We start from the raw sequence: 22,875 nt of genomic DNA on the forward strand, positions 1-22,875 counted from the left end.
TAAATTTATAGACTAAAAATGCGGAAATTGATGCGCAACCGTATGCGCAAGATTTAGCAATTTAATATTGGGATAATAACGATAGGTTAAGCAAAAACGATTCAGTTGTTAATTTTTTGCTTTAAAATCCGTAACTCCTTGGGGTAATAATTGTTAATTCTATTGGATAATACATTCATCCATCCCAGAACTTGTTTATTGTAGCGTGCAAGCTGCCAACCCGTTGATAAGCCGGTATTTTCAATGGTATTTTTTTGCAGATAGGCTATTGCTTCAGGTAGCCCTAAATCCGCACAGACAATGCTTTCTGCAACTTTTTTGCTCATAGCTAAAGCGTGATCAGGAATTAGTTTTTTATGTGCGAGCTCGCCCAGTAAAGTACCTGAGTATATTAATTTTAAATGTTGTAGTAACACATCAAAATCATCCAATAAAACTGAAGGCCAGGCATACACTTTATCATTCACTTGTATTAACTCACTGTTAGCTAATGCAGCCCAGGAAGATACCAGCGGTAACAATTGCTTAGTTAGAGGCTTTACGGCTGACTTGCTTTTATTCTTGTAAGTATCGCCGTCATTCAATTTAAAAGCTGCCAAAAAGAAACCTTCCCCTTTAGCAAGATGTGGCCAAAAACGATAACCTTTATTTCCTGAAGTAGTGACTGCCTCTATTATCTTCCAGTCTGCATTGACATTTAGCGGAATGTTGGATAACGGAAAAGTTGTTGTCAACCAATCAGCAATATCTTCATCCTCTTGTCGAGAATAAGAACAGGTTGAATAGACTAATACACCACCATCCTTAAGTGTGGGTAGTATATCCGCCAAAATCCTTTGCTGGCGCTGACTACAGAGCACTACATTATTCTCACTCCATTCACTGATAGCCGCTTCATCTCTTCGAAACAAGCCACTGCCACTGCAAGGAGCATCCACTACTATTACGTCGAAGTAGCCCTTTAGCTTTGAAAAATCTTTGGGATCATTATTGGTAACTACTACATTGCTACTTCCCCACTTCACCATATTATCCTTGAGTATGTTAACCCGTTGCCGGATCACTTCATTGCTCACTAACAGGCTGTCCGGAGATATCAATGATTGTAAGTGTGTGGACTTACCTCCCGGCGCAGCGCATAGATCTAAAATTTTCAGAGGTTGATCCAAAGCTACACTTTGCTTCAAAACCTGCTCCAGGAACATACTACTGGCTTCCTGCACGTAATAACAACCTGCGTGAAATAAAGGATCGAAAGTAAAGGAAGGACGTTCGGATAAATAGTATCCATTACGGGTCCAGGGTATGGGAGTGCAATCAACATTTCGTTCCCCAAAGGACCTAAGCACCGTTTCTGATTTTGCCGGGTTTAATCTTATAGACGTAACAGATGTGTTGGAGTTGTGTATATTTACAAAACGCTGTTCATCAAAGCCGGCCAGGCCTTGTAAAGATTGTAATAAAGACGAAGGTAATTGCACCTTGCAAAAATAAACAAAGCTCCATGAAAAACCTTGTTTAATGAAGGGTTCTGTAATTTATCAGCGTAAAAAATAAGCTATCTTTCTGTCAATAGCTATACCCTTACGCTAAAGCTCTGTTTTTCTTTAAACTCTTTTCTGAAGCTAATAATACCAATATAAAACAGATCAATATCGCAGGTCACGGCTTCATGCTGAACAATATTTTTCCAGGCAGCTTCCATTTCTTTACTCCAGTGTATATCATCAAATATTAATAAACTATCGTTATGTATATGCGGCAGCAGCTGTTGAAAATATCTCTCCGTAGGTTCCTGCCGGTGATTACCATCTATAAAAGCCAGATCAATAAGAGGATTAGCCATTAGTACGTCAGCCAGCGTAGAGTCGAAATTACCTCTGACTATTTCTACATTACGAATATTTAATTGCTGAAAATTTTCCCGGGCTTTATCTGCTACACTGGATGCGCCCTCCATCGTAATCACTTTGGCCGAAGGGTTGCCCAAAGCGAGGTAACTGCTGGTAATACCCAATGAAGTACCTAGTTCAACTATAGTTTGAGGTTGATAAAATTTCGCCATCCGGTATAATAGCTGCCCGAACTTTTTCGGCTTAGCAGCATTTTTTGCTATGGAGGCAATCGTTCTTTTATTGGAAGAGGTAGTCGCTGATCCTGCACCCATATCTTCAATCAGCAATTCGGCAGAGTCGCCCAGCAATTGCTTTCTTAGTTGCTCTACTTTTTCATAATCTTCATACTTTGTAAAATCATTCATCACCTTGGTGATGAACTCATATACGAAGGGAGAATGCATACCATGCCCCTTACTGTTGGCAGCATGAACATATATTTAAAATACTTGGCAGCAGCTTGTAAAGGAGAATAAACCATAGAAAAGATTTTAGATGCAGAATACAGGATGGTTGATTATGAACGTTTCAAATCACTATTAGCTATTCACTTTCTTTCCCAAACTTCGTAAGTATAATCAAATGCGTGTTTTTCATCAGCTTTGTTTTTTATAGAGCTTACCAGTTTCCACTCTTTTCTTCGATCACAGGAAAATGTGTATCCCCTTCAATCACTGTATCCACGCGTGTCATATAAATCCTGTTGGCTTTAGGATAATACATTTTATATATTTCGCCCCCACCTATTACCATCAACTCTTTTACATCAGCCTCTTTCACCATAAAGGCAACATCCTTCACACTATTTAATACAATAGCACCATCAATCTTCAAACCTTTTTGATTACTCAACACGATGTTCTTTCTCCCTGGTAATGGTCGTTTAAAGCTTTCAAAAGTTTTACGCCCCATTACTACGGGCATACCCCAGGTTACATTTTTAAAATGCTTCATATCATCGGGTAAGCTCCATACCAGGCGATTGTCTTTGCCGATTATATTATTGTTAGATGCTGCAACTACAAGAGATATGATCATAGAAAATTAAAAATGATAAATTAAAAAATGATAAATGCAAAATTCTATTTGCGCCCTGCCAGAGTTTGATTTTTCTTCGCTGTGGCAACACTAGCTGTAAAAATTGCAATTAGTTCATTGCATTCTTTTAAAGCCACTTCAATACTATCATGCACAATAACTGGTTTCTCTTTTATTATCCTCAAGTTGGCTCTTGTCTCTCGCAGTTCCTTTAAGGCACATTTCATTTTATGAATAAAATCTGCCTGCGATTCGGCAGCTTGTACTTCTCCATACATTAATGCAGGCGCAGTACCACTTTTTGATAATTGATGCTCTAAATTCCCACCAGTTCTGGTATTGGGAAGTATATCACAAACATTAAGTGCCATAACTGCAAATTTCACCAATCTGTCCTCCAAATCATATTTCCGCGACGTTTCCATTCGATATTTAAGATTGGAAATTTTACATTTATTATTTAAACTGCAACAGGCGCTTTAATAGCCGGATGGCTTTGATAATCCTCCAGCTTAAAATCATCAAATTGAAAACCAAAAATATCTTTCACATTAGGGTTGATCTTCATCACCGGTAACGGAAACGGTTCACGACTGAGCTGAAGATTTACCTGATCAATATGATTATTGTAAATATGCACATCGCCAAAAGTATGTATAAAATCTCCGGGTTCTAAGTCACAAACCTGCGCTACCATCATGGTCAATAATGCATAAGATGCTATATTGAATGGAACACCGAGAAATACATCGGCACTCCGTTGATATAACTGGCAACTGAGCTTCCCGTCAGCTACATAAAACTGGAATAATGTGTGACAAGGCATTAAGGCCATCTCAGGCAATTCACCAACATTCCAGGCACTAACAATCAGCCGGCGGCTATCCGGTGTTTTTTGATCTGGCTGATCAGGTCAGCAATCTGATCAATCACTTTCCCGTCTTTTCCTTCCCAGCTACGCCATTGCTTACCATACACAGGGCCGAGCTCTCCGTCTTCATTTGCCCACTCATCCCAAATACGCACATTATGCTCTTTTAAATAAGCGATATTGGTCTCGCCCTTTAAAAACCAAAGCAGCTCATGAATAATACTTTTTAGGTGCACTTTCTTAGTAGTCACCAGGGGAAATCCCTTTTGCAGATTGAAGCGAAGCTGATGCCCGAAAGTACTGATGGTACCGGTGCCGGTACGATCCGTTTTTTGTGTACCGTTATCGAGGATATGTTGAAGTAGATCTAAATACTGTTGCATAGTGCAAGATAGGCAATAATCGTTTCCATAAAAATCAACGGCACAGGATGTGCGAAACACGTGAATTTAAAAAGGGCCTGAAACTTGCTTTATTCATATATTAACTTCCCGTAAAAAACCTGGGTCTTGTTATCTTTATAACAACATTGATTATCATTGCAATTACAACTTTTATACCTTCACCACAGAAAGAAATCAACTATAATGAAATCTCAGAATTATAAAAATCACGTACGGTATTATCCTGCACATCATTTTGTATTTTACCCGGTAGCGCTTGTATTGACCTTTTTAGCCGGGTACAAATCTATTAAGGCTGAAGGCGAGCTCCAATCTGTTTGGTTATTTATTACACTGATATTGGTCCTTATTATCTGGGTGTCATTTCTACTGCGCCAGCATTATGCTTTAACGTTGCAAAACCGCCTGGTTCGACTGGAAATGCGTCACAAGTACTCCATGCTTACCGGTAAAGACTTTGAACCTATGGAATCAAAATTATCCTTTGGCCAGATTGCAGCCTTGCGTTTTGCCTCAGATGACGAATTAGTTCCTTTAGTAGTAAAAACGGTTAAGGAAAATCTCTCACCCAAAACTATAAAAGAAAGCATTATTAACTGGAAGGCAGACGAAAGAAGGGTTTAAGAATGTTTGCGACGTTCGAGTTCTTTTTGAATCAATCCCAGTTCGCGGCCGGTTTGACCTTTTACTGAAGTATTTTCCTGCGCACGGCGCATCAGGTAGGGAATTACATCTTCGATGGGTCCAAAGGGAAGGTATTTGCTTACATTACACCCTGCTTCAGCCAGGTTAAAAGTAATATTATCACTCATTCCATATAATTGACTAAAATTCACATGGGAGTGATTGAGTGGGATGTTTAACTCCTTAAGCTTGTCCACTGCCAGCATATTGCTGTGTTCATTATGAGAAGCTACCAGCAAGCTTACCTTATCTAAATTTTCAATACAAAGCGATACGCCTGCATCAAAATCACGGTCGCTGCTGGCTTTATCGGGCTGAATAGGTGACGGGTAACCCTTCTCCTCCGCACGTTTTCTTTCTTTTTCCATATATGCGCCACGCACCAGTTTCACCCCAGCACAAACCCTCTTTCTTTGGCTGCATCAATACAATCTTTTAAAAACTGTAACCGGTCGTGCCTGTAGTGCTGCACCGTATTATAAATTACTACGCGCTCCTTATTAAACGAATCCATCATCAACATCACCAATGCATCTACCGGGTCCTGGATCCATGTTTCTTCTGCATCTACCAGCATACCAATATTGCTCTCGGCTGCCTTTTCACAAACGCGCATCATTCTTAATCGAACCTGATGCCATTCTTCACGTTCTTCTGTACTTAGGTCTTCAAGAGCTGCCAGGTATTTTTTAATGAGCGACCCATGCTTCTGGTGCATAAGCTCATCTAATTTTTCCAGCAAAGCAAAACGGGTGAGTCCCGTCACTTTCACACTCATGAAAGGAATATTGGGCTGAGTTGCCGCATAATCGATCACTTTGATAAACTCTGTGGCAGCCTGATCATATTCAGCATCACCTCCTTCGCCACCTTCTACACCATAGTCGAGTATCACATCCACATGATACTTACCCAAAGTCTGCGCCACACTTGCTGTTTGCTGCAGCGTTTCGCCGCCTGCAAATTGTTTGAAGATCGTTCCACGTATTAAACCTTTCACCGGCAATTTTGCCTTAATGGCCCATGGCGTAAGTCGCGTACCTAATTGAACCAGTAAAGGATTGCCCATTAAACCAAATAAGGTACGGGCCGCTTTCAGCTCCTTATTAGATTTATATTGAAAAGCAAATTCTGTATTGTTAAATGAAATTCCGGGTACGCTCATGGCGACAAAAATAGTATGAAGCTTTTTATTTTTAAAGCAATTATTTGCACAAACGTTTGATCATATCCCCCATCGCCCCTTCTGTAGCCACTGACGCAGCATTTTGCTGATGTGCGGCAACCCTTTTATATAAACGGCAACAAAAAATGCCATGCTTTTACACATGGCAATAAAACAAATAAAACAGATACGCTCTTATTATAACAAACCTGCTAACTCCAGGCTTTTCTTTCTTAGTTTCCGCTCTTCAATACTTTCGAGTATTGGATCAGGCTCCAATATCAATGAAGTACCGTTCTCTTTCCACCAGCTACTATTCTTCAACTTTTGTAGCGCTATCACACCAGACAGGTACTTCCGGTCTTCCTGAGCATGCCATTGTTCAACCCATTCAAAATCTTCTGTAGGCACGTTCTTCACATCATTAAAACTCACATAAACCTTCAAATAGATATCATCATTCAATTGATTAGGCTCATGGTGGTATAGCTTTTTATACTCATACTTATAACCATATCTTAAAGCAGACAAGTCACTCAAAACGGCAGAAGCAGTAGGAAAACTTCCGGCGCCCTTCCCGTAAAAAAACTGCTGGTCTGCAAAGCCACTTTCAATTACAACCCCATTATACTCATTTTTTACAAATGATAACGGATTATCAGCGGTAACAAACTGCGGCAATACAAAAGCACCAACACCTCCATCGGTTAGTTTTTTAGCCTGGGCTACCAAACGTATCTGTTGTCCGCGCGCTTTTGCAACAGCGGCATCCGACTTGTGAATATTCTGAATGCCTGTAAACAATATCTGGTCGGGCGTAGCCACAATTCCGTAGGCATGGCAAAGGAAAATAGCCCATTTATTCAATGCATCAAATCCTTCTACGTCTAAGGTGGGATTGCTCTCAGCAAAACCTAACTGTTGTGCCAGCAGCAGCGCTTCTTTAAAACCCAAATTCTCATCAAACATTTTTGTTAGAATGAAGTTGGTACTGCCGTTTACGATTGCGCGTATGCTATGCAGCAGATCATTATCATAATATTCTTCCAGGTTGCGGATGGCAGGGATAGAGGCACAGGCAGAAGATTCATACAAAAACGAACGACCGGTTTTTTGCTGCAGATCCAACAGTTCCTGCAAGTGCTCAGCGATCATCTTTTTGCTGGAGCTGACTACTTCTTTTTTATTCTTGAGGGCTGTCTTTACGATCTCAAAAGCAGCAACCGAGTCATCAATCACTTCTACGATAACATTGATATCCTTATCTTCCAGGAGATCATTTTTATCAGTAGTAAAAAGTTCTTCCGGGGCATTTCGCTTTTTCCCCGGATTCTTGATACATACTTTTTTATAGAAGCGCTTAAAGATGGTGTTTGCTTCAATACTTTGTAAAGCCCTTCTCCTACCACACCAAAACCAAACATCCCTATTACCAATTGTCTATGTTTGCTCATTATATTATTATTGTAAATTTCAAAATAATCTTTTATCCCGGTCCTTACTCATTGCTCATCACGACCTGCTCTTTCGTCAAAAAATGACTGATCGCTTCTGTCAATTGCTCAAACTCCAATAAAAACCCATCATGTCCGTAATCGGACAGGATCAACTTCACATGCGCATCAGGAATATGGCTGGCTATAAATTCCTGCTCGTAGGGAGGAAACAAAATATCGCCTTCCATGCTTAACGCCAGCGTTTTTGCTTTAATACTGTTTAAGGCCGCAACTACGCCGCCTCTTCCCCTGCCCAGGTTATGAGAATCCATACTTTTAGTCAGGGCATAGTAGCTAAAGGCATTAAACCTTGCCGAAAGTTTCGATCCCTGGTAGCGCTGGTAGCTTTCGCTTTTAAATCCTTCGATCAGGTCATCACTGGCTTCAGACTGGGTTTTATTATAAGCCATGTCAGTCCTATAAGACAGTAATGCTATGCTTCTGGCAACCTCCAGGCCTTTTTCCCTGCATCATCAGCCTGGTTCAACCAGCTAGCATCGGCCTCTATAGCCAATCTCTGCGAAGCATTAAAAGCCTTTCCCCATGCCGAATGCACAGCATTGGTGGCTATCGGGAAAATGTATTCAAATAGCCCGGGATCCTGAACAGCCCATTCCATTAACTGCTGCCCACCTGTACTTCCGCCTATTCCTACTCTGATCTTCGTAATGCCAAGATTCGATTGTAATAGGCGATAAGCATGCACCATATCCCTGATAGTAAAAAAGGGAAACTGATGATAGTATGCGGCTTCTGTTTCAGGATTAACATCCAGCGGACTAATACTGCCGTAGCAGCTACCCGGCATATTCACACAAATAATAAAATGCTTTGCAGGGTCAAATACTCGTCCCTCACCTATCATTTCAGGCCACCACTCGTGTGGACAGCTATTAGCTGTTAAAGCATGAAATATCCATACAATATTATCGCGTTCTTTACTCAACGTTCCATACGTAGTATAAGCCAGGTGCAGATTTTTCAAAACTGCCCCACTCTCCAATACAAATAACCCGTTATACTTAAAAACCTCTTGCTTCATATTGATAAAAAACTGTCTCAAGCCAATCAATACCTGAGACAGTTTTAATTTTATTTATGCGAATACGGCAGCAAAAGCCTGCTCAAAATCCGCTTTTATATCATCTATATATTCAATACCGGCGCTGATGCGTATCAGATTGTCTAATACACCAGCTCCTTTTCTTTCTTCATCACTTAATTGTTCGTGCGTGGTAGATGCCGGATGTATGGCCAGTGTTTTGGCATCACCCACATTAGCCAGGTGACTCACCAATTTCAAACTGTCAATAAATTTCTTTCCGTTTTCGATGCCGCCTTTAATACCGAACTGTAACACACCTCCGAAACCGTTGGTCAGGTATTTTTTGCCAGTTCATGATACTCGCTACTTTCCAAACCAGGATACCATACAAATTCGACCTGATCGTGCGCCTCTAACCATTTAGCTAAAGCCAATGCATTATCTACCGTGCGTTGTACCCGTAGTGATAAGGTTTCAATACCTTGCAATAGCAGGAAGGAGTTAAAGGGGCTAAGAGCGGGACCGAAATCTCTCAAACCTTCTACACGCGCCCGTATAGCAAAAGCTATATTAGGCAAGCCCAAGGGATTACCTTCTCCAAACACATCCCAGAACTTCAGGCCATGATAGCCTTCCGACGGCTCTGTAAAATGAGGAAATTTTCCATTACCCCAATTAAAATTACCGCCGTCTATAATCACACCACCAATGCTGGTTCCATGTCCGCCAATCCATTTGGTAGCAGAGTTCACTACAATATTGGCTCCATGCTCAATAGGTTTAAATAAGTAACCGCCAGCACCGAATGTGTTGTCCACAATCAAGGGAATCTCAAACTCTTTTGCTAACGCTACAAACTTTTCAAAATCGGGGATATTGAGTTTGGGGTTACCAATTGTTTCCAGGTAAATAGCTTTGGTTTTACCGTCGATTTTAGTGCGGAAGCTATCAACATTATCGCCTTCGGCGAACCGGGCTTCAATGCCTAATCTTTTAAAGGCAACTTTAAACTGGTTATAAGTGCCGCCATATACGAAAGAAGTACTAACAAAGTTATCTCCCGCCTCCAGGATATTGGTAATAGCTAAAAATTGAGCTGCCTGTCCTGATGAAGTAGCTACAGCAGCCACCCCGCCTTCTAGGGCAGCCAGCCTTTGTTCAAATACATCCGTGGTAGGGTTCATAATACGGGTGTAGATGTTCCCAAATTCTCTTAATCCGAAAAGATTGGCAGCATGTTCGGCGTTTTTAAACTGGTAAGAAGTTGTTTGGTAAATCGGCAAAGCCCGGCTTCCGGTAGTGGGATCGGGTTGCTGACCTGCATGCAATTGTAAAGTGTCGAAATGTAGTTTCTGACTCATAAAAATGTTTATAAGAATGAAGTAATAAAATGAAATAACCGTAAAAAAATTGGAAAGGCCGGAGCCCTGGAAGATATATTATGCCCGCGGGGGCATACAACGCATACAATAACACATTGCAGTGGCAATGGCACAAGAATTGATATGCGGGTGTTGAAACATCTCCTCTAAAATATTTCCATTTTTTGTTATTACAAAATAAAATTCATTTTGGCTTTCGATTCACGAATATATTCAGCAAGAAAGGACAATAAAAAAGCCCGCCAGATAGGCAGGCGGGCTTCATATATAAATGAGATGTGTTGATCTGAAACTACCGGCTTATCTTTCTCCGAAAACTTTCCGGAGTTGGAATTGGCACCTTGTTCCATTAGAGCCGGAACAGGTTGCCAAGGCTTCACAGGGCCATACCCTCTGCCTTTCTTGATAAGTATATAAAAGAACGAAGCGCAAATATAGGTTAGATTTGACAAATAAAAAAGTTGATAGTAATACATCTCTTTATTATAGAGGATTATTCCTGATCAATAAGCCAACGCCAACAAAAAAACCGCATCATAAAAGATGCGGCTCTAACAATTGTCTTTCCTATTAAAATTTATACCCTAAAGAGATACCAAAGCCTACATTTTTAAATTTACTTCCTAATTTGCTACCATTAGAAGTGGGTTCTAGGTTTGCTAATCCCAGCTGTGCATTTAATTGAGCCGAATACTTTCCTTTCAATTCATAACCAGCCAAAAGACTCGCTCCATAGTCAAAAGGCTTGCTATATCTGATTTTATTAGCATCCTGGTCGTTTACATCTTCAAGAAACTGCAACCTTATATTTTCCTTATTAGTTAAAATAACAGGATCTGCATCCTCCACTGGCTTATACCATTCCTTACGAGTCCTGATAAACCTTCCTCCTACGCCATACGCTACATAAGGTCCGGCTCCTAAAAGGAGCTTGCCCCCACCTAATTCTGGCTTAAAAATCAAATTTACCGGAACTTCTATATGGTGAGATGTTGCAGTACTTGCTGTTGTAACAATGGGCGTAATTACTTCCGACTGAAACCCTTTCTGCGTAAATAACAGTCCGGGCTGTAAGGCAAATTCGTCGGCAATAGCAATATCAACGGTTGCACCCACATGAAAACCCGGATTTAAAGTAAAATCAGCTTTATTACCATCAGGGTCTTTTGAAATAACGTTTGAAAAGTTGGCACCTGCTCTCACACCAAACTGAACCTGTGCTTCAGCCTGGTTTAGGTTACATAAAAGGCCAGCTACCATTCCGGCCGCCAAAAAAGGTCTTAATCTCATAAGCTTTTTGTTTTTAAATTAAACGCAAATATAGTTCATGTTCCCACATAAGACGTGACATGCTCCATAAACGCAACAGTTACTTAATAAAAATCGCCCCCACAGGGTTTGTGGAGGCGACTCATGGTATATTTTCTTTTTTAGAATTTATATCCTACGGTAACACCAAAAGAAGTGTTGTTAACCGTTGGAGGATTATCTACATCATACAATTTAAGCAATCCAAGGTTTGCATTCAGGTTTAAAGACAAACCATTACTTAACTGGTAACCTGCTAACAGTTTTCCACCAGCATCGATTTTCTTTAAACCAGCTTCATCCCAATCTCTTTTCAACGTTAAGTCTCCACCAGTGCCTTTAACCTGGCCAATACCCATTCCAACATAAGGTCCTACGCCCAGCAAAAGGTGACCTGATCCCAATTCCGGCTGGTACTGAAAGGTAACCGGCAACTGCAGATAGTTCAACTGAACTTTGGCATCAAAACCATCAATTTTAGCTCCATTTTGAACGTAGCTTAACCCTGGCTGAATTACAAAGTCGTCAGCAATACCAATGTCATAAGTAACGCCGGCTTGAAATCCTGTTTTCAATTTATACGCATCGGGGGCGTCTTTTCCTGTAATATTTGAAAAATTAGCGCCTGCATTGATACCAAAACGGCCAGCCTGCGCATTCGATTGTAAAGCTGTTAAACTAAAAGCTGTGAATAACAAACCTCCAAATAATAATTTTTTGAGTTTCATCAGTATAAAATTTTATGTACTAAATAATCTGACGGAACTGTATATACTCTTCGTAAATGTAGTTCCATAAGATACGGATTAAAAATGCGAATTGATTTATATGGTAAACGGATAACCAACCCGTTTACCTTAAAGTTTTCTGATTATTTTGTGCCGGCTTCTTTAGCAGCGTCAGATTTCATCTTATCATTTGCTGTGATCAGGAACTCCACCCGACGATTTTGTGAACGTCCATCCGGCGTATCGTTTGAGTATTTTGGATTTCTTAAACCATACCCGATCGTACTTAATCTCTGAAGACCAATTCCTTTATCGGCTAAATAATTGGATACAACAGATGCTCTTCTCTCAGACAAAGCCTGGTTATACTTTTCAGTCCCCGTATTGTCTGTATGCCCTTGTATTTCCACGTCTGTATCAGGATATTTGTTAAGAATTTTGATCAGGTCATCTAATGTAGATTTAGATGCACTTGTTATTGCAGCCTGATCAAAGCCGAATAGTACAGCACTACTAAACTCTACAACTATACCTTCTTCTACCCTTTCCACCTTAGCGCCCGGAACTTCCTGCTTGATCTCTTCGGCCTGTTTATCCATTTTTTTGCCAATGATGGCACCAGCTGTACCACCCACAGCAGCACCGATAATAGCTCCCAAAGCTGTATTTCCTGTTGCTTTACCAATAACTGCTCCTATAGCGGCACCCCCACCAACACCAATGGCTGCACCTTTTTGAGTTCTGGTTGCACTTTCGCAACCTGCCAATGTTAAACCTGCAAAAGCAGTAGCGAATAATGTTGTTTTAACGATTTTCATCAGAATAAGTTTTTAAATTTTAAAATATTAAGGCACAAAAATAAATGTAAGACCAAACATATATATATTTATTTCTACCTAACCTTAACCTCTCAGATTGCTAACAGGCAGTTAACAAACTACGTGCCAGCGAATTTTGAATATAGACAAATGAACATATAAAAAGGTTGCCTTAAAGGCAACCTTTTACATAAATTTTAATAGGACATGTTTTACTGCTGTGTGCTAACAGGTGCTGCAGCTACTTCTACAACTTTTGTGAGCACATAATTGGTGCCTTTCGCAAGAGAAGTTTTTTTCTTATCTTTTTTTCTGCTTTTTTACATTTTCCTGAGTGGCATCAACTTCTTCTACAGGCGTAGCCGTAGCAAGGCTTTCATCCGCCGCTGTCATTTCCGGGAAAATCGCTGCAGGATTTTCTTCGTCAAACTTAGCACCTACATTAACGTATAACTTTTGGCTGGCCGAGTCAAAGATCAGGGTGCCTTCTTTCAAAGACTTACCTGAGTATCTGGGTGCTACCTTTTCTGCTCCTGATTGTGTATCTTCTGTTGCAACAACGTCTACATCATTTTGCAAAGTTTTCTGAACCGGTATTTTATAGGTGCACGGAGATTGTTTGAGGTCTGCCTTAAACTTACCTTGAGGCATACCGTTAATCCATACCACACCTTTATTTTCTGCATCTCTACTCACTGTTACGCTGGCTACTTCACCTTCCTGATTTACATAATCATACTTTCCTAAAACCGGAAAAATCATTTCGTCTGTTAATTCCCCTGGCATTGGCGCCAACTCCTTTGGCTGAGGCTTATAATTTTTAGGAACTTCTGGCGTGGCAGATGACTGGGCAAAAGAAGTGGTAGCTATAGATAAAGAGAGCACCACCATTAAAAGAAAATTCTTTTTCATTTGTAGATTTTTTTACTGTTTTAATGGTCACACCCTAAAACCCTGCCTTTAAACAGGATCCGGTGTTTGATAAATATAAAATCCAATTGAAGTAGTTCATTATTGTACACCCCTACCGGAATCAATGCTTCTAAAAAGAAATTATTATGCCAAAATTTATTTACCGTTGATTAAACCTTTATTTTAGATTTTAGTTATGATTTAGATCCGCACTAACTTTGCACACACTGAATCCACAAAAAACAGGGGAAACAAATTGAAAAATAAAGACTTAAATACGATAGATGTAACCGGAGCAAGGGTGCATAACCTGAAAAACATTGATATATCTATACCCAAAAACGAGTTAGTGGTTATCACCGGAATTAGTGGTAGCGGAAAATCCTCTCTGGCTTTTGACACTATTTATTCTGAGGGACAACGTCGCTATATGGAAACATTTGGAGCCTACGCACGCCAGTTCATAGGCGATATGGAGCGTCCCGATGTAGACCAGATAACAGGACTCTCCCCTGTGATATCCATAGAACAAAAGACCACCAATAAAAACCCAAGGTCTACGGTGGGTACTGTTACAGAAGTGTATGATTTCTTCCGGCTGTTTTATGCACGTGTAGGCGAAGCTTACTCCTACAACACGGGCAAAAAGATGGTAAAATGGAGTGAGGAAGAAATCGTGGAAAACATTTTTGAGCGGTTCCAGGGTAAAAAATAAACCTGCTGGCTCCGCTGGTTAGAGGACGCAAAGGCCATTATCGCGAACTGTTTGAGGATGTACGAAAGAAAGGCTTTTTAAAGGTTCGGGTAGACGGGGAAATAAAAGATATTACTGCTAAAATGCAGGTAGATAGATATAAAATTCACGATATTGAATTGGTTGTTGACCGATTGCAGGTGACAGACGATCTTAAGGCAAGATTAAGCCAAAGCGTTCAGCAGGGTTTAAAATTAGGTAAGGACCTCATGTTTGTATTGGTAAATGGTGAAGCCACAATCACCCAATACTCTAAAATGCTGATGTGTGAAGATACCGGCATCAGTTACGAAGAACCCTCTCTCTAATTCGTTTTCATTTAACTCACCTTACGGTGCCTGCCCCTATTGCCGTGGTTTGGGTACCAGCTCAGTAATTAATATCGGCCTGGTGTTGCCTGACCCTTCTAAAACTATTAAGGAGGGAGGAATAGCGCCCCTGGGAGAAGAGAGAGAAGCCAGTGTTTATAAACAGGTGGAAGCTTTTGCACGCAAGCACAAAATCAATCTGAACAAAGCCATTAAAGATATACCACAGGCACAGCTTGACCTGCTATTGTATGGAGATGGCGAAGCCACCCAGTCATTGCACCTGGACGGCACGGATGAATCGATTCCTGATTATTACACGGGCAGCTACGAGGGTATTATCCCCATGCTGAAACGCTGGTATCTTTCTACGCAAAGCAATGAGGGGCTAAGAGAATGGGTAGAGAAATTTATGGAGTTGCAACCCTGCCCATCCTGCAATGGCGAACGCTTAAAGAAAGAAAGCCTTTGGTTTAAGATCGACAATAAAAATATTGCTTACCTCAGTAATCTTAATCTTGACAATCTTGCCGCATGGCTCGATGGCATTGAACTTCGTTTAAGCAAAAAGCAAAATGCTATTGCTAAAGATATCCTTAAAGAAATAAGAGAACGTTTGGGCTTTTTGCTGGACGTTGGCCTCACCTACCTATCGCTTAACCGTCCCAGCCGCACGCTGAGCGGCGGCGAGTCACAAAGAATAAGGTTGGCCACACAGATAGGATCGCAATTACAAGGTATTACTTATATCCTGGATGAACCTTCGATTGGTTTACATCAAAGAGACAACCAGCGACTGATTCATTCACTGCAGAACCTGCGCGATATAGGCAACAGCGTTTTGGTAGTGGAACATGATAAAGATATTATGTTGGCCGCCGACTACCTGATCGATATTGGTCCGCGTGCAGGCCACCATGGCGGACGTGTAGTGGCGCAGGGTACTCCTAAAGAAATTTTGAAGCTGGATACCATCACAGCCGGATACCTTAATGGTCATCTAAAAATTGAAACACCCAAAGAACGGCGTAAGGGCAATGGTAAGTTTGTAGAGTTGAAAGGCGTTACAGGCAATAACCTGCAAGGCGTAAGTGTGAAATTTCCGCTAGGTAAAATGATTGTTGTTACAGGCGTTAGTGGCAGTGGTAAGTCTACGTTAATTAATGAAACCCTGTACCCCATTTTAAGCAACCATTGTTTTCCTGCCAGCAAAATGCACCCTATGCCACATAAGTCGGTCAAAGGGTTAGAGCATATTGATAAGGTGGTAGAAATTGATCAATCCCCTATAGGACGTACTCCACGTAGTAACCCATCTACTTATTGTGGATTCTTTACAGATATCAGGACTTTGTTTGCCTCAGTACCCGAAGCTAAGATCCGTGGCTATAATGCAGGACGTTTTTCGTTCAATGTAAAAACCGGTCGCTGTGATGTTTGTGAAGGCGGTGGTATGCGTGTTATTGAAATGAACTTTTTACCCGATGTTTATGTGCCCTGCGAAAAGTGTAACGGTAAGAGATATAACCGTGAAACCCTGGAGATACGCTATAAAGGCAAATCCATTTCTGATGTATTAGACATGACGGTGGATGACGCTGTCGTATTCTTCCAGGCAGTGCCCAATATATTCAGGAAAATAAAAACCTTACAGGACGTAGGTTTGGGATATATCACCCTGGGGCAAAGTGCTGTAACGCTAAGCGGAGGTGAAGCACAAAGAGTAAAACTCAGTACTGAGCTTTCTAAAAAAGATACTGGTAAAACTTTCTATATCTTAGATGAGCCGACTACGGGCTTGCATTTCCAAGACATCAAACATCTCATTGACGTTTTGGATAAGCTGGCAGACAGGGGCAATACGGTACTGATCATTGAGCACAATATGGATGTAATAAAAATTGCAGATCATATTATCGACCTGGGACCTGAAGGCGGTGATGGCGGCGGACAGATATTATTTGAAGGCACACCTGAAGGACTGGTAGACTGTAAAGAGAGCTATACCGGCCATTTTCTTAAAACCGAACTTAATTAAACACTATGCATATCGACAACCTAAGCGACCTGCCCGACTGGGATGACGACAGACTTCCGCTGGATGATGAAGAAGGTGAAGAGTGGAAACCTAATCCCACCCGTGAGGCATGTAAAGCACTTTACCAGAAATGGAAGGAGATTATGCTGATGCTCAAAGGGGCTTTAGACACTACTAAATCTGAAGAAGCGGAAAACATTTCCTATACCGACGATTTGAAATACATGGTGCTGGGTGATGCCTACGAAGTAGGTGTAAAGATCAGGAGCTCGGAAGTAGGCAGCATGTATGTACTTCGCATGGAGAATGCAGCTATCATTCGCAAGAATGCGCAACATGTAGCCAGCTCCCTGCTTACATTAGGCGCTGAAGACGAAACGGAAGAGCAATATGTAGATTTAATAAGGGTTGAGATTGATCAGTTCAGAGAACTGTTTAAAGCATGGATCAGCACTTTTGAAAAAGATGAGTATACAGATGACTGGGGGCTATTTGTATAAACAGCCCCACAGCCACTATTTTTGGTTGATCACCGTTTCAATAATCAGAAACTCACTTTCCTCGTTACTGTCAATAGATACATTGTCAGTATCCCAGATGCCGATAGCATCACGCTCGGGCACCTGCTGACCATTCACGGTAATACTGCCCGAAATATTAAATACAAACAGGCACATATTTTCAGGTCGGAACTGGTAATTAACCTGCTTACCTTTTTCAAAATAACCTAAAGACAATTTAGCATTCTGATTGATCCAGCAATGAGCTAAACCTTCCTCTCCGGAGATTATGGTAACGAGTTGATTTTTTCGTTGCGCTTTCGGGAAACTACGGGTTTGGTAACGTGGGTTAATATTTTGCTGTTTAGGATAGATCCATATCTGAAGGAAGTTCACTTCTTCTTCTCCTATATTGTACTCCTCATGCTTCAGCCCGCTGCCGCGCTCATAATTTGCACACCACCTTCTTCAATTACGGTACTATATCCCATGGTATCTTTATGATTCATCTTTCCCTTTAGTAGTATGGATATAATTTCCATATTAATATGAGGGTGAATACCAAATCCCTTACCTGTTTCCAGGTAATCATCGTTAAAAGCGAATAAAGTTCCAAAACTGCTTTTTACCGGGTTATAGTAATTACTGAAGCTGAAAACAAAATTGCTGCGTAACCAACCGATATCTTTGGTACCACGATCTGCTAAAGGGTATTGAATTGTTTGCATAATTATTTTTTGAAGTTTTTAAGTCGTTAATAAAACAGGCCACGGCCAACCTATTTAAAAACCAGGCTATTTGCCAGGCTGATCTCGTCGCTATTGATCGTATGTCCCATGTCGGGATATATTTTCTCCGTCACCTCAGCGCCCATTGATTTAAGTATTGTAGCCGAGTCGTGAACCCGCTCCACCGGCACATGAAAATCGGGATCGCTGGTACCAATAAAAACAGGCGTTTGAGCAAAGTTGCCTTTATAGTGATCGCTATAAATACGGTCACCGATCAGTCCGCCGGTAAAAGCCACCGCGCCACCATACCTTGTAGCGTTGCGTGTTATATATTCAATGTCAAACAGGCTCCCTGGGAGAATCCTGCAAAATAGATATGCTCCTTCGCTATACCCCTAGCCATAGCCGTAGCCACTGTATCTTCCACCAACAACAAAGCGTTATCCAGCCAGGGTTGGTTTTGCCCAAGAGGAGCTATAAATGACTGTGGATACCAGCTGTTATTAGTAGCCTGTGGCGCGAGCAGCAAATAATCTTTTACATGGAGATGATTGGCCAGTGACAAGATATCTTCCGCCCTGGCGCCCCTGCCGTGTAAGAGTATCAACGCCTTTGATGGATTATTAATATTGCCCGATGTTATGATGTTTTCTAAATGCATAATATACTCCATTTTTAAAAATTTATTGAACTAACTGGAAAAATCAGCGTTGGTACTATAAACTGATTGCGCCAAGTCATGCTAAAAGATCTCCGCACTGTTCGTTGCGCCGTGGCGTCCTGACGGTTAAATACTAACTCAACACCGGTAATACTTTCTCTATCTCGCTTCTGGAAGGCTCATACTGTTTAGGTAATTTCAGTGCTGACCCTAATTCTGTAAGAGGTTCATCTACTGTAAAGCCAGGGTTATCGGTAGCTATTTCAAAAAGTACTCCACCTGGCTCACGGAAGTAAAGGGAATAAAAATAGTCGCGGTCTATTTTAGGTGTGATCTGGTGACCTGCACTCAAGATCTTTTCGCGAAAATTCATTTGCACTTCGTCATCTTTCACCCTGAATGCGATATGGTGATTGGTACCGCCTGCATTGTAGCCAGGTTTAGCCGATTCATCTAACAGTATGTCTATAACGTTTGCTTCATTCACCGCCTCAGTTACAAACCGGTAACGATTCCCTTCCTGCTCAGTTTGTTGATAGCCGAATATATCCGTAAGAATTTTAGCCGTTGGCTCCAACCTGTTTAACGTAAGCGTGGTATTATAGAAACCCTTAGTAGCTACATCTTGTGTTATGGCAGATGTTGCATACCCTTTACGGTTATCCTCAGATTTCGGTGTTAAAAGACTCAGATTAAGTCCATCAGGATCGGTAAAAGGTAAGTACTGTACTCCAAAGCGCTCAACCACCTCACCGGTTGCTACCTGGTAACGGTTCAGTCTTTCTTTCCAGAACTCCAGGCTTCCTTCGGGAACGGAATAAGCGATCTCTGTTGCCATACCTGCCCCTGTCCTGCCTTTAGGTATTCCCTGCCATGGGAAAAAGGTAAGAATGGTACCGGGAGCACCTTCTTCATTACCATAATAAAAGTGATAAGTTCCCGGATCATCGAAGTTGACAGTTTTTTTCACCAACCTCAATCCTAAAACCTGTGTATAAAAATTAAAATTCTCCTGTGCGTTGCCTGCTATCGCAGTTATGTGATGCAGTCCTAATATTTTATTGTCCATAATTACTGTCTTTAATTGTTCCACAAAATTGAGACAATAACAGTGGCTATGAAATAAGGTAGATTAACTACACTACTTAACCTGGTTCAAGAAGACTTTTCAGGAAGTTACCATTTCAATATGATCAATACCTGCGTCATCATAAATATCACTGCATTGTTCAAAGCCCAGCAGCTCATAAAATTTCTTCAAATGATATTGCGCTCCTATTTTTATAGGCGCCTTTCCGAATATCTGGTAGCTTCGCCCGATACTTTCGTTCATCAACAACTTACCTGTTCCGGATTTGCGAGCCTCTTTCTTCAACACCACTCTTCCTATAGATTGTTCGGCATAACTTACACCGGGAGGCAACAACCGAGCGTAGGCTAATAACACGCCATCTTGCCATCCCATCAGATGGTAGCTCTTAACATCTTTGTTATCCACGTCCTGGTAATAACAATGCTGCTCTACCACAAAAACTTCGCTACGCAATTGCAGAGCCAGGTACAACTCTTCCAGCGTAAGCTCATTAAACGACTTGCAAATCCAATTGATCATAAATTCAGGTTGACTTTTTAATTGTCTGCTGGCAACATAAAAAATAAATCGCAAACGAGTAAATTTATACCCTAAAGTGTATTTGATGCAAAAAATATTTTTTCTTTCTCTTTTTTCCTGTTTCGCAGTAAGTATTCAGGCCCAAAACAAGCTGGCACCCTTAACGGTGCAAAAATAATGCGTGATCCAAAGTGGATGGGCAGTTCGCCTTCACAACCACAATGGAACCGAACCGGGGACACTTTATATTTCCTATGGAACCCCGATCACAAGCCGGCAGATTCTCTTTACTTCATTACCCTCAAAAATCGTACACCCCAAAAAGCTCCTGTAGCACAAAGACAGCTATTATCAAGACCAGGCAGCTATGTATATAACCTTGGCCGTACCCGTTACGTTTTTGAAAAGAATGGTGACATTTTCTTTACAGACATACCCAGCCGTACTACCAGGCGCATCACCAACACCATCGAAACTGAAACAACTCCGCAATTTAGTTTTGGAGAGAAAAAGATTGTCTATACCCGAAACAGCAACTTATACGCCTGGGATATTATTAGCGGCGAAACCCAGCAACTTACCAATATCGGCGCTAACAATAACAATTTCGGCAGCAAGCCATCTGCAGGCAAAGAAGAAGATTGGTTAAAGAATGACCAGCTCGTAAACTTTGATGTGCTGCGGGAAAGAAAAACTAAAAATGACACCAGCGATGCATACCGTAAGGCCTTGCCCAAAGAAAAAGAACTACGTTATTTGCTGGTGCGTGAGGGTTCGGTAAGAGGCCTGAACATTAGTCCCGATGGCCGGTTTGTAAGTTACCGTACGTTTAAACCCGTTACTACCAAAAATACTATTATACCCGATTATGTAACTGAAAGTGGCTATACCACCGATATCTCCGGAAGAAATAAAGTAGGCGCCGAACAGGGGAGCTCCGCATTTTATGTGTATGACAGAGAACGTGACAGCGTATTGACATTGCCCATTGGTTCCATCCCGGGCATCAGGGATTTACCTGATTATTTAAAGGATTATCCTAAAGCTTTTGATAAAAGAAAAAGACAGCGCACAAAGAGCTGTTTCTGTTTATGGTGTATCCTGGTCGCCCAAAGGAAAACACCTGGTATTGGAGATTCATTCTGATGATAATAAAGACCGTTGGCTCATGCAATGGGACATCAACCTGAACAAGCTCAGCCTACTCGATCGCCAGCGGGATGAAGCCTGGATCGGCGGCCCGGGCATCAATAGCAGCAGTATGGGTTGGATCAATGAAGATCTGTTCTGGTTTCAATCTGAAGCTACGGGTTATGCTCATTTGTATACCGTTAACCTGCAAAACGGTGAAAAGAAAGCACTCACCTCCGGTAAGTATGAAGTACAGGAAGCCATTCTTTCAGAAGATAAAAAATCTTTCTACCTTACCACAAACGAAGTGCACCCGGGCGAAAAGCATTTTTACAAACTCCATATTGCAACAGGTACAAAAGAACGTATCACCAATATGACAGGCGCTAATGAAACCAGCCTTGCGCCGGACGAGAAAAATGTTGCGGTATTACATTCTTACTCCAACCAACCCTGGGAGCTCTACCTGCAACCGGTTAAAGCTGGCACTGCTGCTCAACAAATCACCTTTAAATCTCAGAGTGAAGAATTTAAATCTTATGCCTGGAGAGAGCCGGAGGTTATTTCTTTTAAAGCTGCCGATGGTGCCCTGGTATATGCAAGAGTTTATAAACCCTCCAATCCACATCCCAATAAACCTGCTGTTTTATTTGTACATGGTGCAGGTTATTTACAAAATGCGCATAAATGGTGGAGCAGTTATTTCAGGGAGTTTATGTTTAACAATATGCTGGCTGACAATGGCTATTATGTTATGGATATTGACTACCGGGGTAGCGCGGCTATGGCCGCGACTGGCGTACCGGGATCTATAGGCACATGGGAGGTAAAGACCTGAGTGATCATGTAGATGCAGTAAAATATCTGGTAGATAGTTATGGAGTAAATCCACAGCATGTAGGTTTGTATGGAGGATCTTACGGAGGCTTTATGGCATTAATGGCCATGTTTACCCAACCGGAAGTTTTTAAAGCAGGAGCCGCTTTAAGACCAGTTACGGACTGGGCCAATTACAATCATGGCTACACTTCTAATATATTAAACGAGCCTTACAACGATAGCCTGGCTTATTATCGCAGTTCGCCTTTATATTTTGCCAAGGGATTAAAAGGTGATCTATTGATTTGTCATGGTATGGTAGATGTAAACGTACATTACCAGGATGCGGTAAAACTGGCACAGCGCCTGATAGAGCTAGGCAAAGATAATTGGGAGCTGGCAGGCTACCCTATGGAAGATCATGGATTTGTAGAGCCCAGCAGCTGGACCGACGAGTATAAAAGAATTTTTAAATTATTTGAAACGGTGCTGAAGAAATAGCATGGTAGAGGCTCTTATATAAAACACAAGCCAAAGGTTTAAACCGTTGGCTTGCTAAGAATGTTTCTGCTACC

Annotated in this window: 26 protein-coding genes, 3 pseudogenes and 1 riboswitch; of the genes and pseudogenes, 8 read left to right on the forward strand and 21 right to left on the reverse strand. The window is 41.3% G+C overall.

The window, feature by feature from the left end; genetic code table 11:
• Positions 1-101 precede the first annotated feature (101 nt).
• The 5 genes and pseudogenes from MKP07_RS32935 to MKP07_RS32955 all read right to left on the reverse strand — a co-directional run bounded on the left by MKP07_RS32935 (position 102) and on the right by MKP07_RS32955 (position 4,187).
• Positions 102-1,481, reverse strand: coding sequence for a methyltransferase RsmF C-terminal domain-like protein (locus MKP07_RS32935; protein ID WP_240852304.1), 1,380 nt, complete (start codon positions 1,479-1,481; stop codon positions 102-104).
• Positions 1,482-1,576: 95 nt separating this feature from the next.
• The gene (locus MKP07_RS32940) at positions 1,577-2,299 is read right to left on the reverse strand and encodes an O-methyltransferase (RefSeq protein ID WP_240852305.1); all 723 of its coding nucleotides are present in this window, start codon (positions 2,297-2,299) and stop codon (positions 1,577-1,579) included.
• A gap of 214 nt (positions 2,300-2,513) precedes the next feature.
• Entirely contained in the window at positions 2,514-2,933 is a 420-nt protein-coding gene (locus tag MKP07_RS32945; RefSeq protein WP_240852306.1) for a dihydrofolate reductase, read from the reverse strand.
• 44 nt (positions 2,934-2,977) lie between these two features.
• The gene (locus MKP07_RS32950) at positions 2,978-3,358 is read right to left on the reverse strand and encodes a four helix bundle protein (RefSeq protein WP_240852307.1); all 381 of its coding nucleotides are present in this window, start codon (positions 3,356-3,358) and stop codon (positions 2,978-2,980) included.
• Positions 3,359-3,393: 35 nt separating this feature from the next.
• Positions 3,394-4,187: pseudogene (locus MKP07_RS32955) on the reverse strand (thymidylate synthase).
• A 204-nt stretch (positions 4,188-4,391) separates the two neighbouring features.
• Here MKP07_RS32955 and MKP07_RS32960 point away from each other — a divergent pair.
• Positions 4,392-4,832, forward strand: coding sequence for a DUF6526 family protein (locus MKP07_RS32960; protein WP_240852308.1), 441 nt, complete (start codon positions 4,392-4,394; stop codon positions 4,830-4,832).
• On the opposite strand, the pseudogene MKP07_RS43315 reads toward MKP07_RS32960, so the two are convergent.
• The 11 genes and pseudogenes from MKP07_RS43315 to MKP07_RS33010 form a co-directional block, all read right to left on the reverse strand.
• Positions 4,829-6,057, reverse strand: a pseudogene (locus MKP07_RS43315) (proline dehydrogenase family protein). The gene MKP07_RS32960 and the pseudogene MKP07_RS43315 sit on opposite strands and share 4 nt — an antisense overlap.
• Before the next feature lie 198 nt (positions 6,058-6,255).
• Positions 6,256-7,395: a homoserine dehydrogenase gene (locus tag MKP07_RS32975; protein ID WP_240852759.1), complete on the reverse strand. Its 1,140-nt coding sequence runs from the start codon at positions 7,393-7,395 to the stop codon at positions 6,256-6,258.
• Complete coding sequence (locus tag MKP07_RS32980; RefSeq protein WP_240852311.1) at positions 7,299-7,511, reverse strand: hypothetical protein; 213 nt, start codon at positions 7,509-7,511, stop codon at positions 7,299-7,301. The genes MKP07_RS32975 and MKP07_RS32980 overlap by 97 nt, the downstream gene beginning before the upstream one ends.
• Positions 7,512-7,555: 44 nt before the next feature.
• The gene (locus MKP07_RS40400; RefSeq protein WP_262920111.1) at positions 7,556-7,963 is read right to left on the reverse strand and encodes an alpha/beta fold hydrolase; all 408 of its coding nucleotides are present in this window, start codon (positions 7,961-7,963) and stop codon (positions 7,556-7,558) included.
• 23 nt (positions 7,964-7,986) lie between these two features.
• A complete protein-coding gene (locus MKP07_RS40405) occupies positions 7,987-8,595 on the reverse strand; it encodes an alpha/beta fold hydrolase (protein WP_262920112.1) in 609 nt (202 codons plus the stop codon).
• A gap of 54 nt (positions 8,596-8,649) precedes the next feature.
• Positions 8,650-8,913, reverse strand: coding sequence for a PLP-dependent transferase (locus tag MKP07_RS40410; protein WP_317236196.1), 264 nt, complete (start codon positions 8,911-8,913; stop codon positions 8,650-8,652).
• A 17-nt stretch (positions 8,914-8,930) separates the two neighbouring features.
• Positions 8,931-9,959 carry an O-acetylhomoserine aminocarboxypropyltransferase/cysteine synthase family protein gene (locus MKP07_RS32990; protein WP_262920113.1) on the reverse strand — a complete coding sequence of 343 codons (1,029 nt, stop codon included), beginning with the start codon at positions 9,957-9,959 and terminating at the stop codon, positions 8,931-8,933.
• 318 nt (positions 9,960-10,277) lie between these two features.
• Positions 10,278-10,392, reverse strand: a riboswitch (SAM riboswitch).
• A gap of 158 nt (positions 10,393-10,550) precedes the next feature.
• Entirely contained in the window at positions 10,551-11,270 is a 720-nt protein-coding gene (locus MKP07_RS32995) for an outer membrane beta-barrel protein (RefSeq protein WP_240852312.1), read from the reverse strand.
• A gap of 140 nt (positions 11,271-11,410) precedes the next feature.
• A complete protein-coding gene (locus tag MKP07_RS33000) occupies positions 11,411-12,016 on the reverse strand; it encodes an outer membrane beta-barrel protein (protein ID WP_240852313.1) in 606 nt (201 codons plus the stop codon).
• A 143-nt stretch (positions 12,017-12,159) separates the two neighbouring features.
• Positions 12,160-12,834, reverse strand: a complete 675-nt coding sequence (locus tag MKP07_RS33005) for an OmpA family protein (RefSeq protein ID WP_240852314.1) — start codon at positions 12,832-12,834, stop codon at positions 12,160-12,162.
• A 300-nt stretch (positions 12,835-13,134) separates the two neighbouring features.
• The gene (locus MKP07_RS33010) at positions 13,135-13,746 is read right to left on the reverse strand and encodes a hypothetical protein (protein WP_240852315.1); all 612 of its coding nucleotides are present in this window, start codon (positions 13,744-13,746) and stop codon (positions 13,135-13,137) included.
• Between the two features lie 256 nt (positions 13,747-14,002).
• Here MKP07_RS33010 and MKP07_RS43910 point away from each other — a divergent pair, with 256 nt between their 5' ends.
• Genes MKP07_RS43910 through MKP07_RS33030 form a run of 4 tightly spaced genes read left to right on the forward strand, consistent with a single transcriptional unit; the run spans position 14,003 to position 17,346 of the window.
• Positions 14,003-14,461, forward strand: coding sequence for a hypothetical protein (locus MKP07_RS43910; protein ID WP_240852316.1), 459 nt, complete (start codon positions 14,003-14,005; stop codon positions 14,459-14,461).
• 47 nt (positions 14,462-14,508) lie between these two features.
• A complete protein-coding gene (locus tag MKP07_RS43915; RefSeq protein WP_240852760.1) occupies positions 14,509-14,808 on the forward strand; it encodes a hypothetical protein in 300 nt (99 codons plus the stop codon).
• Positions 14,768-16,846 carry an excinuclease ABC subunit UvrA gene (uvrA, locus tag MKP07_RS33025; protein ID WP_240852317.1) on the forward strand — a complete coding sequence of 693 codons (2,079 nt, stop codon included), beginning with the start codon at positions 14,768-14,770 and terminating at the stop codon, positions 16,844-16,846. Before MKP07_RS43915 ends, uvrA begins: the two co-directional genes overlap by 41 nt.
• Positions 16,847-16,851: 5 nt before the next feature.
• Entirely contained in the window at positions 16,852-17,346 is a 495-nt protein-coding gene (locus MKP07_RS33030) for a hypothetical protein (RefSeq protein WP_240852318.1), read from the forward strand.
• A gap of 15 nt (positions 17,347-17,361) precedes the next feature.
• Here the strand turns inward: MKP07_RS33030 and MKP07_RS41680 are convergent, their stop codons facing one another.
• The 5 genes and pseudogenes from MKP07_RS41680 to MKP07_RS33055 all read right to left on the reverse strand — a co-directional run bounded on the left by MKP07_RS41680 (position 17,362) and on the right by MKP07_RS33055 (position 20,350).
• Positions 17,362-17,742, reverse strand: coding sequence for a pirin family protein (locus MKP07_RS41680; protein WP_240852319.1), 381 nt, complete (start codon positions 17,740-17,742; stop codon positions 17,362-17,364).
• A 32-nt stretch (positions 17,743-17,774) separates the two neighbouring features.
• Positions 17,775-18,074 carry a pirin family protein gene (locus MKP07_RS33040; protein WP_240852320.1) on the reverse strand — a complete coding sequence of 100 codons (300 nt, stop codon included), beginning with the start codon at positions 18,072-18,074 and terminating at the stop codon, positions 17,775-17,777.
• A gap of 50 nt (positions 18,075-18,124) precedes the next feature.
• Positions 18,125-18,750 (reverse strand): annotated as a pseudogene (locus tag MKP07_RS43320) (alpha/beta hydrolase).
• A 121-nt stretch (positions 18,751-18,871) separates the two neighbouring features.
• The gene (locus MKP07_RS33050) at positions 18,872-19,807 is read right to left on the reverse strand and encodes a ring-cleaving dioxygenase (protein WP_240852321.1); all 936 of its coding nucleotides are present in this window, start codon (positions 19,805-19,807) and stop codon (positions 18,872-18,874) included.
• A 99-nt stretch (positions 19,808-19,906) separates the two neighbouring features.
• Positions 19,907-20,350: a GNAT family N-acetyltransferase gene (locus MKP07_RS33055; RefSeq protein WP_240852322.1), complete on the reverse strand. Its 444-nt coding sequence runs from the start codon at positions 20,348-20,350 to the stop codon at positions 19,907-19,909.
• A 177-nt stretch (positions 20,351-20,527) separates the two neighbouring features.
• On the opposite strand from MKP07_RS33055, the gene MKP07_RS33060 reads away from it, so the two are divergent.
• Genes MKP07_RS33060 through MKP07_RS33070 form a run of 3 tightly spaced genes read left to right on the forward strand, consistent with a single transcriptional unit; the run spans position 20,528 to position 22,801 of the window.
• Positions 20,528-21,496: a DPP IV N-terminal domain-containing protein gene (locus MKP07_RS33060; RefSeq protein WP_240852323.1), complete on the forward strand. Its 969-nt coding sequence runs from the start codon at positions 20,528-20,530 to the stop codon at positions 21,494-21,496.
• Positions 21,480-22,319 (forward strand): S9 family peptidase, encoded by an 840-nt coding sequence (locus MKP07_RS33065; RefSeq protein ID WP_240852324.1) that lies wholly within the window; start codon positions 21,480-21,482, stop codon positions 22,317-22,319. The genes MKP07_RS33060 and MKP07_RS33065 overlap by 17 nt, the downstream gene beginning before the upstream one ends.
• Complete coding sequence (locus MKP07_RS33070) at positions 22,301-22,801, forward strand: alpha/beta hydrolase family protein (RefSeq protein ID WP_240852325.1); 501 nt, start codon at positions 22,301-22,303, stop codon at positions 22,799-22,801. The genes MKP07_RS33065 and MKP07_RS33070 overlap by 19 nt, the downstream gene beginning before the upstream one ends.
• Positions 22,802-22,875 lie beyond the last annotated feature (74 nt).

The organism is Paraniabella hibiscisoli (genome assembly GCF_022512515.1).
Taxonomy (GTDB): domain Bacteria; phylum Bacteroidota; class Bacteroidia; order Chitinophagales; family Chitinophagaceae; genus Niabella; species Niabella hibiscisoli.

Coding starts and splice junctions, on each gene's coding strand:
- MKP07_RS32940 (WP_240852305.1), bottom strand. CDS start 2,299: ATGCATTCTCCCTTCGTATATGAGTTCATCACCAAGGTGATGAATGAT.
- MKP07_RS32945 (WP_240852306.1), bottom strand. CDS start 2,933: ATGATCATATCTCTTGTAGTTGCAGCATCTAACAATAATATAATCGGC.
- MKP07_RS32950 (WP_240852307.1), bottom strand. CDS start 3,358: ATGGAAACGTCGCGGAAATATGATTTGGAGGACAGATTGGTGAAATTT.
- MKP07_RS32960 (WP_240852308.1), top strand. CDS start 4,392: ATGAAATCTCAGAATTATAAAAATCACGTACGGTATTATCCTGCACAT.
- MKP07_RS32980 (WP_240852311.1), bottom strand. CDS start 7,511: ATGAGCAAACATAGACAATTGGTAATAGGGATGTTTGGTTTTGGTGTG.
- MKP07_RS40400 (WP_262920111.1), bottom strand. CDS start 7,963: ATGGCTTATAATAAAACCCAGTCTGAAGCCAGTGATGACCTGATCGAA.
- MKP07_RS40405 (WP_262920112.1), bottom strand. CDS start 8,595: ATGAAGCAAGAGGTTTTTAAGTATAACGGGTTATTTGTATTGGAGAGT.
- MKP07_RS32990 (WP_262920113.1), bottom strand. CDS start 9,959: ATGAGTCAGAAACTACATTTCGACACTTTACAATTGCATGCAGGTCAG.
- MKP07_RS32995 (WP_240852312.1), bottom strand. CDS start 11,270: ATGAGATTAAGACCTTTTTTGGCGGCCGGAATGGTAGCTGGCCTTTTA.
- MKP07_RS33000 (WP_240852313.1), bottom strand. CDS start 12,016: ATGAAACTCAAAAAATTATTATTTGGAGGTTTGTTATTCACAGCTTTT.
- MKP07_RS33005 (WP_240852314.1), bottom strand. CDS start 12,834: ATGAAAATCGTTAAAACAACATTATTCGCTACTGCTTTTGCAGGTTTA.
- MKP07_RS33010 (WP_240852315.1), bottom strand. CDS start 13,746: ATGAAAAAGAATTTTCTTTTAATGGTGGTGCTCTCTTTATCTATAGCT.
- MKP07_RS33030 (WP_240852318.1), top strand. CDS start 16,852: ATGCATATCGACAACCTAAGCGACCTGCCCGACTGGGATGACGACAGA.
- MKP07_RS33040 (WP_240852320.1), bottom strand. CDS start 18,074: ATGCAAACAATTCAATACCCTTTAGCAGATCGTGGTACCAAAGATATC.
- MKP07_RS33050 (WP_240852321.1), bottom strand. CDS start 19,807: ATGGACAATAAAATATTAGGACTGCATCACATAACTGCGATAGCAGGC.
- MKP07_RS33055 (WP_240852322.1), bottom strand. CDS start 20,350: ATGATCAATTGGATTTGCAAGTCGTTTAATGAGCTTACGCTGGAAGAG.
- MKP07_RS33060 (WP_240852323.1), top strand. CDS start 20,528: ATGCGTGATCCAAAGTGGATGGGCAGTTCGCCTTCACAACCACAATGG.
- MKP07_RS33070 (WP_240852325.1), top strand. CDS start 22,301: ATGGGAGGTAAAGACCTGAGTGATCATGTAGATGCAGTAAAATATCTG.